General features: G+C 39.7%; 8 protein-coding genes. 5 read left to right on the top strand and 3 right to left on the bottom strand.

Annotated features, from left to right (window positions below):
* Window positions 1–2 precede the first annotated feature (2 nt).
* The 3 genes from rpoB to M0R16_01625 are packed head-to-tail and all read left to right on the top strand — an operon-like array spanning window position 3 to window position 8513.
* Window positions 3–3812, top strand: coding sequence for a DNA-directed RNA polymerase subunit beta (rpoB, locus tag M0R16_01635; protein MCK9611588.1), 3810 nt, complete (start codon window positions 3–5; stop codon window positions 3810–3812).
* Window positions 3813–3854: 42 nt separating this feature from the next.
* The gene (gene rpoC, locus M0R16_01630; GenBank protein MCK9611587.1) at window positions 3855–8162 is read left to right on the top strand and encodes a DNA-directed RNA polymerase subunit beta'; all 4308 of its coding nucleotides are present in this window, start codon (window positions 3855–3857) and stop codon (window positions 8160–8162) included.
* Between the two features lie 39 nt (window positions 8163–8201).
* Complete coding sequence (locus M0R16_01625) at window positions 8202–8513, top strand: DUF3467 domain-containing protein (protein MCK9611586.1); 312 nt, start codon at window positions 8202–8204, stop codon at window positions 8511–8513.
* Window positions 8514–8570: 57 nt separating this feature from the next.
* On the opposite strand, the gene M0R16_01620 is transcribed toward M0R16_01625, so the two are convergent.
* From M0R16_01620 to M0R16_01610, 3 genes are all read right to left on the bottom strand, one after another.
* On the bottom strand, window positions 8571–9473 hold the full coding sequence (locus tag M0R16_01620) for a DMT family transporter (GenBank protein MCK9611585.1): 903 nt from the start codon (window positions 9471–9473) through the stop codon (window positions 8571–8573).
* Window positions 9474–9562: 89 nt separating this feature from the next.
* Window positions 9563–10810, bottom strand: a complete 1248-nt coding sequence (gene kbl, locus M0R16_01615) for a glycine C-acetyltransferase (protein ID MCK9611584.1) — start codon at window positions 10808–10810, stop codon at window positions 9563–9565.
* 109 nt (window positions 10811–10919) lie between these two features.
* Window positions 10920–11882: an NAD-dependent epimerase/dehydratase family protein gene (locus tag M0R16_01610; protein MCK9611583.1), complete on the bottom strand. Its 963-nt coding sequence runs from the start codon at window positions 11880–11882 to the stop codon at window positions 10920–10922.
* Window positions 11883–12061: 179 nt separating this feature from the next.
* On the opposite strand from M0R16_01610, the gene M0R16_01605 reads away from it, so the two are divergent.
* Together M0R16_01605 and M0R16_01600 are read left to right on the top strand one after the other, a co-directional pair.
* Complete coding sequence (locus M0R16_01605; protein MCK9611582.1) at window positions 12062–13705, top strand: DUF4139 domain-containing protein; 1644 nt, start codon at window positions 12062–12064, stop codon at window positions 13703–13705.
* A 13-nt stretch (window positions 13706–13718) separates the two neighbouring features.
* On the top strand, window positions 13719–14357 hold the full coding sequence (locus M0R16_01600; protein MCK9611581.1) for an MBL fold metallo-hydrolase: 639 nt from the start codon (window positions 13719–13721) through the stop codon (window positions 14355–14357).
* Window positions 14358–14368 lie beyond the last annotated feature (11 nt).

The raw sequence follows: 14368 nt of genomic DNA, 5'->3' as shown, positions 1-14368 counted from the left end.
CTTTGGCTTCAAAAAAAATTGAACGAATCAATTTCGCATCCACAAAAGTCCATGCAGAATATCCGGATTTTCTCGATATTCAGGTTAAGTCGTTTCAGGATTTTTTTCAATTAGAAACAACACCTGAAAACAGGCAAAACGAGGGCTTATTTAAAGTTTTCGCAGAAAACTTTCCCATATCGGATGCACGCAATAATTTTGTTCTGGAATTTATTGATTATTTTATTGACCCTCCAAGATATGGTATCGAAGAATGCCTTGAAAGAGGCCTTACCTTTAGTGTGCCCCTTAAAGCAAAACTGAAGCTGTATTGTACCGACCCGGAACATGAAGATTTCGAAACTATTATTCAGGATGTTTACCTCGGAATGATACCCTACATGACTCCCAAAGGTACCTTCATCATCAATGGAGCAGAAAGAGTCGTTGTATCTCAGTTACACAGGTCTCCCGGCGTGTTTTTTGGAAAAACAAGGCATACCAACGGGCAAACATTGTATTCAGCACGTATTATTCCTTTTAAAGGCTCGTGGATAGAGTTTGCAACCGACATTAATAATGTAATGTATGCCTATATTGACCGAAAAAAGAAATTGCCTGTAACTACTTTATTACGTTCTATCGGATTTGAATCCGATAAAGATATTCTGGAAATTTTCAAACTGGCGGAGGAAATAAAGGTTAACAAGGCCACACTGAAAAAAAATATCGGACGGAAGCTTGCGGCAAGGGTTGTCAGAACATGGGTTGAAGATTTTGTGGATGAAGACACAGGGGAAGTGGTTTCTATCGAACGTACCGAAGTGCTTATTGACAGGGAAACAATGCTGGAGAATGAACATATTGACATTATTGTTAATGCAGGCGTTAAAGCAATATTGTTGCATAGTGAGGGTGAAAATACTACGGATTATTCTATTATTTTTAACACTCTTCAAAAAGATACAGCCAATTCGGAAAAAGAAGCCGTGGAATTTATTTACCGCCTTTTACGAAATGCCGAACCACCTGATGAAGATACCGCCAGAGGAATCATTGATAAGTTATTCTTTTCGGATAAGCGTTATGACCTTGGTGATGTTGGTAGATACAGGATTAATAAGAAACTGAATTTTACCAGCAACATCGATACAAAAGTTCTTACCAAAGAAGATATTATTTCAATAATAAAATATCTTGTTGAACTTCAGAATCTTAAAACTGATGTTGACGACATTGACCATCTTAGTAATCGAAGAGTTCGTACTGTAGGAGAACAATTGTATGGACAGTTTGGTGTAGGCTTGGCACGTATGGCCCGCACGATACGTGAAAGAATGAATGTTCGCGACAATGAGGTATTCACTCCGGCTGACCTGATTAATGCTAAAACATTATCATCAGTAATTAATACGTTTTTTGGTACGAACCAGCTTTCACAGTTTATGGACCAGACTAACCCGTTGTCAGAACTTACACATAAAAGAAGAGTTTCTGCTTTGGGTCCCGGAGGTTTGTCAAGAGAAAGAGCAGGGTTTGAAGTTCGTGACGTACATTACACGCATTATGGCCGCTTATGTACTATTGAAACACCTGAAGGCCCCAATATCGGGCTTATTTCATCCTTATGTATTTATGCTAAAGTAAACAAACTGGGCTTTATTGAAACACCTTATAGTATAGTTGAAAAAGGTGTCGTTAAATTAAACGAAGCTCCCATATATCTTACTGCTGAAGAAGAGGAAGATAAAACTATTGCTCAGGCAAGCACTCCATACAATGAAAAAGGCAAAATTACCCAGGAACAGGTAAAGGCAAGATACCTGGCCGATTATCCTATTCTGGAGCCTGAAAATATCAACCTTATTGATGTTGCTCCCAATCAAATAGCATCTATTGCAGCATCCCTCATCCCCTTTCTAGAACATGATGACGCGAACAGAGCTCTAATGGGTTCAAACATGATGCGTCAGGCAGTTCCCCTTATGGTACCTGAAGCTCCTATTGTACAAACAGGGATTGAAGGCAAGGTTGCTAAGGATTCGCGTGTATTGATAAATGCAGAAGGCAACGGTGTGGTGAAATTTGTGGATGCAACTCAGATAGTCATTGAATACGAACGTTCAGACAAAGAACGACTTGTAAGCTTTGAAGAAGACGTAAAAACTTACTCACTGCCAAAGTTTGTTAAAACAAACCAGAATACTTGTGTCAACCTGAAACCTATAGTCCACAAAGGTCAAAAAGTTAAAAAAGGAGATGTCCTTTGTGAAGGTTATGCTACACAAAAAGGAGAACTGGCCTTGGGACGTAATCTCAAAGTGGCATTTATGCCCTGGAAAGGATATAATTTTGAAGATGCTATCGTTATTTCAGAGAGAGTTGTTCGTGAAGATATCTTTACTTCCATCCATGTTGAAGAGTTTGTTCTTGAAGTTCGAGAAACAAAACGTGGCATGGAAGAACTTACCAACGACATTCCTAATGTCAGTGTGGAAGCTACGAAAGATCTTGATGAAAAAGGTATTATCCGTATAGGGGCTGAAGTTAATGAGGGCGATATTCTAATAGGCAAAATTACCCCAAAAGGAGAAACTGATCCTACACCGGAAGAGAAACTCTTAAGAGCCATTTTCGGTGATAAAGCCGGTGATGTTAAAGATGCTTCTCTGAAAGCTCCACCATCAATGAAGGGCGTTGTAATTGATAAAAAACTTTTTTCACGTGTTATCCGTGATAAAAAAGACAAGGCAAAAGAGAAAGAAACACTCAAGGATTTTGAAGAACAGTATAATAAATCTTCATACAATCTAAAAGTTAAACTGGTTGAAAAACTTTTAAAAATTCTTGATGGCAAAACATCTCAAGGAGTTTATAATAATCTGAAAGTTGAACTCATCCCTAAAAAAGGCAAGTTTACTCAGAAATCGTTGCTTGCACTTGATTATAGTGTTATTAACCCAACAAAATGGACTTCAGATAAAGACACAAACGAACAGGTGAAGCTTCTGTTGCATAATTATACCATTAAATACCGCGAATTACTTGGTATTTATAACAGGAATAAGTTTATTGAAACTGTAGGAGATGACCTGCCATCAGGAATTGTGAAGCTGGCGAAAGTATATATTGCAAAAAAACGCAAACTGAAAGTGGGTGATAAAATGGCCGGGCGTCACGGGAACAAAGGTATTGTTGCACGTATCGTTCGTGATGAAGATATGCCTTTCCTTGATGACGGGACACCTGTTGATGTGGTTCTTAACCCTCTTGGTGTACCTTCACGTATGAACCTTGGTCAAATTTATGAAACTGTACTTGGATGGGCCGGTAAAAAGCTGGGAATGACATTTGAAACACCTATATTTAATGGGGCCTCACTGGAAGACATTAATATGTATATGAAACAGGCTGGCCTGCCTGAAAACGGAAAAATATATTTGTATGATGGCGGCACAGGAGAGCGTTTTCATCAGCCGGCAACAGTAGGCATGATTTACATTATGAAATTACACCACCTTGTAGATGATAAAATGCATGCTCGTTCTATTGGTCCGTATTCACTTATTACACAACAACCACTGGGAGGTAAAGCACAATTCGGAGGCCAACGTTTTGGAGAGATGGAAGTTTGGGCACTGGAAGCATTCGGTGCTGCAAACATCTTGCAGGAAATACTTACTATTAAATCCGATGATGTTACAGGAAGAGCCAGAGCTTACGAATCGCTGGTAAAAGGTGAGAATATGTCCAAACCCGGTGTGCCGGAATCTTTCAATGTGTTAGTACATGAACTGAGAGGTTTGGGATTAAATATAACTTTCGAAGAATAGTTTTTTAATTGTTCCTTATCATGGAATCAGAAATATAATATTATGGCTTTTAGAAAAGAATTAAATACCAAAGGAAATTTTTCTAAAATTACTATCAGCCTGGCATCGCCTGAACATATACTTGAGCGTTCGAGCGGAGAAGTGCTGAAACCCGAAACTATTAATTACAGAACTTATAAGCCCGAAAGAGACGGCTTGTTTTGTGAACGCATTTTCGGGCCGGTAAAGGATTGGGAGTGCCATTGCGGCAAGTATAAACGCATAAGATATAAGGGAATAGTATGTGACAGATGCGGTGTGGAAGTTACAGAAAAAAAAGTGAGAAGAGAGCGTGTTGGCCATATCCAACTTACTGTGCCCGTTGCTCATATCTGGTTTTTCCGTTCCTTACCAAATAAAATAGGCGCATTACTTGGGTTGCCATCGAAAAAGCTCGAGATGATAATTTACTACGAACGTTACGTTGTTATCAACCCGGGTATTAAGGAAAACCTGAACTATCTTGATTTTCTGACAGAAGAAGAGTATTTTGAAATCATTGAAAATCTTCCGAAAGAAAATCAATATCTTGACGATAATGACCCCAATAAATTTATAGCTAAAATGGGCGCTGAGGCGGTTTACGATTTGCTTGTACGCCTTAATCTTGATGAACTTTCCTATACATTAAGAGACAAAGCTAACAAAGAAACCTCACAACAGCGCAAGCAGGATGCACTAAAAAGATTGCAGGTGGTTGAAGCATTTCGTGAAGCAAACACCCGAATTGAAAATAATCCAGGATGGATGATTGTCAAGGTGGTTCCCGTTATACCACCCGAACTCCGTCCTTTAGTCCCTCTTGACGGCGGAAGGTTTGCTACTTCTGATCTTAATGATTTGTATCGCAGGGTTATTATTCGAAACAACCGCCTGAAAAGGCTTATTGAAATTAAAGCCCCTGACGTCATTCTTCGTAATGAAAAGCGTATGCTACAGGAAGCCGTTGACTCACTGTTTGATAATTCCAGAAAGGCAAAAGCGGTTAAAACAGAATCCAACAGAGCGCTTAAGTCGCTCAGCGATAGTTTGAAAGGAAAACAGGGTCGTTTTCGTCAAAACCTTTTGGGTAAACGTGTTGACTATTCTGGTCGTTCGGTTATTGTGGTAGGTCCAGAACTTAAACTTAATGAGTGCGGAATTCCCAAGGAAATGGCTTCTGAATTGTTTAAGCCATTCATTATCCGTAAGATGCTCGAAAGAGGTATTGTTAAAACGGTAAAATCAGCAAAGAAAATAGTTGACAGAAAAGACCCTGTGGTTTGGGACATTTTAGAAAATGTAATGAAAGGGCATCCTGTATTGCTGAACCGTGCTCCAACGCTGCACCGACTTGGTATTCAGGCCTTTCAACCAAAAATGATTGAAGGTAAGGCTATACAGCTTCATCCTCTTGTTTGTACGGCATTTAACGCTGACTTTGACGGTGACCAGATGGCCGTCCATGTACCTTTAGGAAATGCTGCAGTTCTTGAAGCACAAATACTTATGTTGGCTTCCCATAATATTTTAAACCCCGCCAATGGCGCTCCTGTTACAGTACCTTCACAGGATATGGTACTTGGACTTTATTATACAACAAAAGGGCGTAGGAGTATCCCTGAGCATAAAGTAAAAGGCGAAGGAAAAACTTTCTATGGTCCGGAAGAAGTTATTATTGCATATAATGAGCAAAAGGTTGATTTACATGCTTACATTAACGTTAAAGTAGATGTAAAGGAAGATGGTAAAATTGTGAATAAAAAAATTGAAACTACAGTTGGAAGGGTATTGTTCAATCAGGTTGTTCCAAAAGGATATGGATATATTAACCAATTGCTTACAAAAAAATCACTTCGTGATATTATAAGTGATATTTTAAAAATTGCCGGAACTGCACGTACTGCCCGGTTTCTTGATGATATTAAAGAATTGGGCTTTACAATGGCATTTAAGGGCGGTTTATCTTTTAATCTGGGGGATCTGGTTGTTCCCGAGGTAAAACCCGACATGATAAAGAAGGCCGAAAAAGATGTTGATGAAATTAAGGGAAATTACAATATGGGGTTCATTACAAACAATGAGAGATACAACCAGATTATTGACGTATGGACTCACACTAATTCGCGGCTTACTCAAACATTAATGAGCCAATTGACAAATCATATGCAAGGCTTCAATCCTGTTTACATGATGCTGGATTCAGGTGCACGTGGTTCCAAAGAACAGATTCGACAGTTATGCGGCATGAGGGGACTTATGGCTAAACCCCAAAAATCAGGTGCTACCGGTGGCGAAATTATTGAAAACCCTATTCTGTCTAATTTTCGCGAAGGTTTGTCTGTATTGGAATATTTTATTTCTACTCACGGTGCTCGTAAAGGGCTTGCCGATACTGCTCTAAAAACAGCTGATGCCGGTTATCTGACGAGAAGGTTGGTGGATGTTACACAGGATGTTATTATTTCCGAAAGTGATTGTGGAACCCTTAGAGGTCTGACCATTACATCATTGAAAAAGAATGAAGAAATTGTTGAAACATTATATGACCGCATTCTTGGTCGTGTGACACTACACGACATTTATCACCCTCAAACCGGGAAACTTATCATAGGTGCCGGAGAAGAGCTTACAGAGGAAATCAGCAGATTTATTGATGAATCGCCAATTGATTCCGTTGAAATTCGTTCTGTATTAACCTGTGAATCACACCAGGGGGTTTGTGCAAAATGTTATGGACGTAACCTTGCCACAGGCACCCTTGTGCAGAAAGGGGAAGCCGTTGGAGTTATAGCTGCGCAATCAATCGGGGAGCCGGGAACACAGCTGACACTTCGTACCTTCCATGTGGGTGGTGTTGCAGGTGTTAATATTGCTTCCTTGTCAAAAATTGAAGCTAAATATGATGGAGTGCTTGAGATAGACGAGCTTCGTTCTGTTAAATATACAGATGATGAAGGCAAGTCTTATGATGTGGTGATAGGCCGTTCTGCTGAAATGAAAATTATTGATGCCAATACAAAAACAGTTTTATCATCAAATCAGATACCTTATGGCGCTTATCTGTTTCTTAAAAATGGAGATAAGGTACATAAAGGAGATATTGTTTGTGACTGGGACCCTTATAATGCACTTATCATATCCGAAGTTTCCGGTAAAGTGATTTATGAAGATATCGTTGAAAATCTCACATACAGAGAAGAATCTGATGAGCAAACAGGGTATCATGATAAAGTAATTATCGAAACGCGTCATAAAGGGAAAAACCCCTCCTTGAAAATTCTTCATGAAAAAACTAAGGAAGTTATAAAACAGTACGACATGCCTGTTGGTGCACATATTAAAGTTAATGAAGGTGCAAAAATCATTGCAGGTGAAATACTTTGCAAAATCCCGCGGGCCATTGGAAAAGCCGGTGATATCACCGGTGGCTTGCCTCGTGTTACTGAATTGTTTGAAGCACGTAATCCTTCCGAACCGGCTGTTGTTTCTGAAATTGATGGTATAGTGTCGTTTGGTAAAAAACTTAAACGTGGCAACAAAGAAATAATCATTACATCAAAAACAGGAGAAACAAAAAGTTACCTAATCCCAACGACAAAACAGATACTGGCACAGGAAAACGATTATGTGAAAGCCGGGACACCGCTTTCTGACGGAGCTATCACTCCCTCTGATATCCTTGCTATTAAGGGACCTACAAAGGTTCAGGAGTATATTGTAAATGAAATTCAGGAAGTGTACCGCCTGCAGGGAGTGAAAATTAATGACAAGCATTTTGAAGTTGTAGTACGCCAGATGATGCGCAAAGTTGAGATTGAAGACCCGGGGGATACACGTTTTCTCGAAGGCGAACTGGTAAATAAAATCGATTTCCAGGAAGAAAACGACTGGATTTATGGTAAGAAAATTATTTTAGAAGCCGATGAAGCCGGTGTTTATAAACCGGGACAGATTATTGCAGCGCGCAAACTCAGAGATGAAAATTCCATTCTGAAACGCAAGGATATGAAACTGATTGTCGCAAAAGATGCCCGACCGGCTACAGCCCGCCAAATACTTCAGGGTATTACCCGTGCTTCGCTGCAAACAAAGAGCTGGATTTCTGCCGCATCATTTCAGGAAACTACAAAGGTTCTCACTGATGCTTCCGTATATGGCAAATCTGATGACTTGAATGGGCTGAAAGAAAATGTAATTGTCGGACACTTGATACCTGCTGGAACAGGATTGCGCGAATATGATAAAATTGTGGTCAGCACCAAGGAAGAATACGAACAATTGATGGCTTCAAAAGAGAAGGAAGATATTATAACTGCAAAGGATAATTAATAAAACTTCATTGAAGTGAGGTTTTGATAAAATATTATTATGGAAAATCCAAAAGAACAAAAACTGAATATCGAATTGACCGATGATATTGCCGAAGGCATATATTCAAACCTCGCTGTTATTACACATTCGCATTCAGAGTTTATAGTTGATTTTGTTAAAATTATGCCGGGCATACCCAAAGCTAAAGTTAAATCCCGTATTATTTTAACTCCTCAACATGCCAAACGATTACTGAACGCACTTAAGGACAATATCTTGAAGTTTGAAGAAAATTTTGGAAAAATTGACGACAATTCTCCCGTTGATGTTTTGCCTTTTACTTTTGGTGGGCCAACAGCACAAGCATAAAACATTTTTATCTGGTTTTAGCTCTCTTGCCTAAGCGATTTTCTGTTTAAATGATGTTTATTTGCTTATAAAGAATAAGGCAATTCCGCAAACACTTAATATAGCACCAATAACATCTCTCCAGTTTACTTTCTGATGCAGGAAAATGACAGAAGCCGGTATAATAAGTACAGGAACAATAGCCATAATGGTGGATGCTATTCCCGCATGTGTATGTTGTATTGCAAATAATGAAAACGATACCCCTAAAAATGGTCCGAATATGGAGCCCAGCCCTATGCGTTTCAGCGCAGATACATTTTGAATGGCATTGCCGACATTTTTCCATTTTTTCCAGGCAGTGATTACTATTGCAAAGCCAATAATTCCGATAATTATGCGAATTTGTGTAGCGGCAAAAGCATTATAGTTTCCCATTCCCAATTTGCTGAATACCAGGCCTACTGCCTGCCCGACAGCGCCGATAAATGCAAATAAAATTCCTTTGAATGAATGTACAAACGAGAATACTTTTTTACCATTACCTTTATTGATAATCACTATGAAAATACCACTTAATGTTAGTAACATGCCCAGCATGTTGAATAACGTCAGTGTTTCGCCCAGCATCAACAGGCTTAACAAGGCTGTCATGGGTGGTACCAACGCCATGATAAGCATGGAAATTCTTGAACCGATGATGGTATAAGACTCAAAAAGAAACAAATCGCCTATAACAAAGCCTATCAATCCCGAAAGCGAAAGCCACAACCATGTATTGGCGCTTGCATCAATGGGTAAAAATTGGCCACGTATAAAAAACGAAAATATGCTGAGAAATATCAATGCAAGTAAAAGGCGAAGCAGGTTCACAGCAATAGAGCCTACCTTGTTGCTTGCAGATTCAAAGGCAAGTGCGGTAACTGTCCAGCAACAGGCAGTGAATAATGCGGCAAATTCTCCAATGTGTTCAGAGAACATAGTTTTTTATAGCTATTTATAAATTATTTTTCGTCGAAACAAAATAAAAAAAGGGTGGCATTCGCCACCCTTTTCTTTTTTTATAAAACCTACTTTATCATTTCAAGCTCTTTACCCACTTTAGTGAAAGCAGATATAGCCTTATCAAGGTGTTCTATGTCATGGCCGGCAGAGATTTGCACACGGATACGGTCTTTGCCTTTGGCTACCACAGGGAAGGAGAAAGCGATCACGTAAATACCTTCATCCAGCATTTTATTGGCAAAGTCAACTGCCAGCTTAGAGCAGTCGGGGTATTTGCCGAACATGATAGGAACTATGGGGTGGTCGCCGGGGACGATGTCAAAACCGGCTTCTGTCATTTTTGTGCGGAAATATTTAGTATTCTTTTCCAGTTTATCACGTAATGCTGTACTGCCCATCAGCAAATCCATTACTTTTATAGTTGCCCCGACAACAGCCGGCGCTACGGTATTGGAAAAAAGATAGGGGCGTGCTTTGTTGCGCATCCAGCTTATAATTTCTTTGCTTGATGAGATACAACCGCCGGATGCTCCTCCAAGAGCTTTTCCGAAAGTGGTGGTGATGATATCTACTTTGCCCATTACACCCCTGTATTCGTGTGTACCGCGACCGGTTTTTCCGAGAAACCCTGTGGAGTGGCTATCATCAACCATTACCAGGGCGTCGTATTTTTCTGCCAGCTTGCAAATCTCATCTAATTTGGCAATGTCACCGTCCATAGAAAATGAACCGTCAGTCGCTATCATGATAAAACGGCAGCCTTTTTCGCGTGCTTCTTTCAGACAGCGTTCCAGACCTTTAGCCATTTTATCGTTAGCCGGGTCAATTTCTTCAACGTCCCGCATGTCGCCATGTTTGTATATCCAGCGCTGGGCTTTGCAAAGACGGATGCCGTCAATAATGGATGCATGATTCAGAGCATCAGTGATGATAGCATCTTCTTCACCCAGTAATGGTTCAAAAACAGCCCCATTAGCATCAAAACATGAGGAAAACAATATGGTGTCTTCCATGCCGAGGAATTCAGAAACCTTGCGTTCCAGTTCTTTGTGGATGTCCTGTGTGCCGCAGATAAAACGTACGGACGACAAACCATAACCACGCCTGTCAATCTCTTCGTGTGAAGCTTTAATTAGTTCGGGGTGGGAAGAAAGGCCAAGGTAATTGTTAGCGCAAAAGTTCAGGCATTTTTTGCCTTTCACGATAATTTCAGCGCCCTGAGGACTTTCAATAATACGTTCGTGTTTAAAAAGTTTCTGGTCCTGAAGCTTTTGAAGTTCTTCTGCCAGGTAAGATTTGATTTTTGTTTGCATTTTTTATATCTCCTTTAATATTTATTTTTGTTTGAAGTGAGTGGAGTGCCTAAATGGTTTTACTTCTGTAGCTTTAGGCACTTAAAACTTTAGCGCACTTAAAGTACTTTTAAATTAATCCTTTTTTATGTTTTTCACCGATTACTTTAAGCATGTCCTGTGTCATGGCATCAAGGTCATAACTTGGTTTCCACCCCCATTCCTCGCGTGCTGCTGTATCATCCACTGCATCAGGCCAACTGTCGGCAATAGCCTGACGGAAGTCGGGTTTATATTCTATGGTGAAATCAGGCATGTATTTTTTAATATTCTCTGCCATTTCTTTTACGGAAAAGCTCATGGCGCCGACATTAAAATCGCTGTGATGTTTCAGTTTTGAGAAGTCAGCCTGCAATAAGTCGACGGTAGCTTTGAGGCAGTCGGGCATATACATCATCGGCAAGCGGGTATCTTCTTTTACAAAACATGTATATTTCCCGTATTTTACTGCATCGTAATAGATGGCAACTGCATAGTCGGTAGTTCCTCCGCCGGGCAAGGTTTCGTTGCTTATAATTCCCGGATAACGTAATCCGCGAACATCGAGACCATATTTTTTCACATAATAATCTGCCACAAGTTCTCCTGCCACTTTGGTTATTCCATACATTGTGGAGGGGTGCAGCACGGTTTCCTGAGGGGCGCAATCAAGCGGAGTTCCCGGGCCAAAAACTGCAATAGAACTGGGAACGAGCACTTGCTTCATTTTCATTTCGCGGGAAATTTCAAGGACGTTGAAAAGTCCGTTCATGTTTATATCCCAGGCCATAAGGGGATTTTGCTCTCCAACAGCAGAAAGGATAGCAGCTAAATTTACTATACAATCAACATTGTATTTTTTGCATGCATCGGCAAGCGCCTGTTTGTTTAGTACATCAAAATATTCGAAAGGGCCTGATTTGGCAACCGTTTCAGAGGGAGGTGATTTGCGTGTACTGGCAATAACATTGTCATTGCCATAAATCCTGCGGAGTTCCATTGTCAGCTCAGATCCTATCTGGCCCACAGCTCCAACAATAAGTATTTTTTTCATATGGTTTGATAAGTTATTAAAATGGTTTTTTGAATTGGTCGCTCAAAATTAGTTTTTTTAAATATACTACCAATGAACTTCTTGAGTTTTTTAATTATTGTCATTGAGATTTTATTGTACGACAATATTTTTAATTTTTTTTATATCCTCTTAATTATTTAATTTTGAAAAAAAACCTTATGAAAAAACTTATTGTTCTGATACTTTTTAGTATCTTTTTGTCGGCAGATTTGTATGCCCAGAAAGAGAATGTTATTAAAGCAACACCCGAAATTAATGATGTTATCATCTACCTTAACGGTGCCCAGTTAAGATATAAAATCCCGGTGAATCTTGTTGCGGGCCGAAACCTTGTCGAAATCAAAGGACTGGCACCTGGTATTGATGTTTCAAGCATACGTATTACCTCTGACGAAAAATCGGCTGTTCTTTCTGTGGTACATAGAAAAACCTTCGAAAATGTGGAAAGCGAAATGTTAAAGTTCAGTATAGTAAGTGATTCTGTTAAACTACTTCTAAAGAAGATCAACCTGATTGGTGATGAAAAAAATGCCCTCAGCGTTCAGAAGGACGTCCTGATGAAAAATATTTCACTGGGCGGAGACAACAATGGGGTGAATTTCCTAGACCTGCAAAAGGCTGCCGATTATTATCAACAAAAGATTTTCGAAATTAACAAGCGAATCTCCGACCTATCTGCAGATGAAGAGTCATTAAAATCTTTACTTACTGCTCTTCAAATAAAAGCTGGGAAACTTAAGGTTTTATCTCAAAATCAATTATCAGAAGTGTTGGTGCTGATTATGGCAGAGAATGTTCAAAGCACTACTCTGGAGTTTTCTTATGTAGTTAAAGAAGCAGGATGGATGCCTTACTATGACCTAAAATGTGATGATATAAGTAAACCGATAAAACTTAATTATAGGGCAAAAGCCTATAATAATTGCGGAATCAAATGGGATCATGTGTCTGTCATCTTGTCTACCGCAGACCCTATGCAAAGCATCAATGTTCCAGAGATGAAAACATGGTACCTGAATACTTACTCCAACATTTATAACAAAGATAAATCGGGCTATTATTCTGTAAACAACGAAAACCAGTATGTTTTTGAGCAAACCAAAGGAGATGACCAGAATATTCAGCAACAGAAGGTAAGAAATAAGCGGATAGAGGTACCCGAAATGAGCTTTTATTTCCCCATTAAAAACCGCTACACTTTTTCTTCCGATGCGCAACCATATATAGTTGATGTTGACGAATATTCCCTTGCTGCCACTTACCGCTATGTATGCGTACCTGCAGCAGAAAAAAGCGCTTTCCTGCTGGCTTGTATCGGCGATTGGGAAGAACTGAACCTTGTGGAAGGCAACGCCAATATTTATCTCAATGGAACCTTTGTTGGGCAATCCTACCTAAACCCCAACGAAATATCAGATACGCTGCAGGTGTCTCTAGGCCGTGATAGTCGAATACAGGTTGACCGAGTGAAACTGAAAGAATACAGCAGCAAAGTACTCATCGGCACAAAACGCAAAGCGACCTATGTGTATGAAATTTCGGTGAAGAATAACCGCACTGCACCTATTACTGTGGAGATTCAGGATCAGCTGCCTGTAAGCAACAACCAGGAAATTGAAGTTACCGTTGACCAGATTTCAGCTGCGCAACATGATCTGGCAACAGGATTTTTAAAATGGAATTTCAATATTGACCCAGGAAAACTGCAAACTGTGAAAATGGGTTACACGGTAAAATACCCAAAAACTGTAACACTTCAATTTAAGAAAATGAAAGCTGTGGAATGCCCGGCTTTTTTATAAACAATAAGATGTTATGATTACTGTTAAATCATTTGAATTCAATGGATTTGGTGTAAATACGTATGTGCTTATCAATGATAATAACAATTGTGTTGTTGTTGACCCTGGTTGTTATACTAAATCTGAACAAAAACGCTTTGATGACTTTATTGATTTTTCCGGCTTAACTATCGAAAAACAGCTTATCACACACTGCCACATTGACCATATCCTTGGCATTGCACATATTGAAGACAAATACGGTGTTGGTGCATGGATACATCCTGCAGGTAAAGAGTTTTTGCGTGCTTCGGTGGGTTATGCTTCGGTATTTGGATTTCATCTGGAAAGGCCTGTGGTTCCTGTTGGTTTTATTATCGAAGGTGAACCCATATTCTTAGGAAAGGAAAGGTTTGATGTGCTCTACACACCGGGCCATGCCGAAGGCAGTGTTTGCCTGGTGTATCATGAGCAGAAGATGGTATTCACAGGTGATGTTCTGTTCCGTGAAAGCATAGGCCGCACCGACCTTCCCACGGGCAATTATGATTTACTCATAAAAAACATCAAGGATAAGTTGCTCACCCTTGGCGACGATTACACCGTTTATCCCGGCCACATGAATGTGAGCACCATCGGGCATGAAAAATTGAACAATCCGTACCTTGAATGATTTTTTTACTG

This window comes from Bacteroidales bacterium, from assembly GCA_023228145.1.
Lineage (GTDB): Bacteria > Bacteroidota > Bacteroidia > Bacteroidales > CAIWKO01 > CAIWKO01.
Note: the sequence above shows the minus strand (reverse complement) of the source record. Positions and strands in the feature narration are given on the sequence as shown.

Coding starts and splice junctions, on each gene's coding strand:
- M0R16_01610 (MCK9611583.1), bottom strand. CDS start 11,882: ATGAAAAAAATACTTATTGTTGGAGCTGTGGGCCAGATAGGATCTGAG.
- M0R16_01600 (MCK9611581.1), top strand. CDS start 13,719: ATGATTACTGTTAAATCATTTGAATTCAATGGATTTGGTGTAAATACG.
- M0R16_01620 (MCK9611585.1), bottom strand. CDS start 9,473: ATGTTCTCTGAACACATTGGAGAATTTGCCGCATTATTCACTGCCTGT.
- rpoC (MCK9611587.1), top strand. CDS start 3,855: ATGGCTTTTAGAAAAGAATTAAATACCAAAGGAAATTTTTCTAAAATT.
- M0R16_01605 (MCK9611582.1), top strand. CDS start 12,062: ATGAAAAAACTTATTGTTCTGATACTTTTTAGTATCTTTTTGTCGGCA.
- M0R16_01625 (MCK9611586.1), top strand. CDS start 8,202: ATGGAAAATCCAAAAGAACAAAAACTGAATATCGAATTGACCGATGAT.
- kbl (MCK9611584.1), bottom strand. CDS start 10,810: ATGCAAACAAAAATCAAATCTTACCTGGCAGAAGAACTTCAAAAGCTT.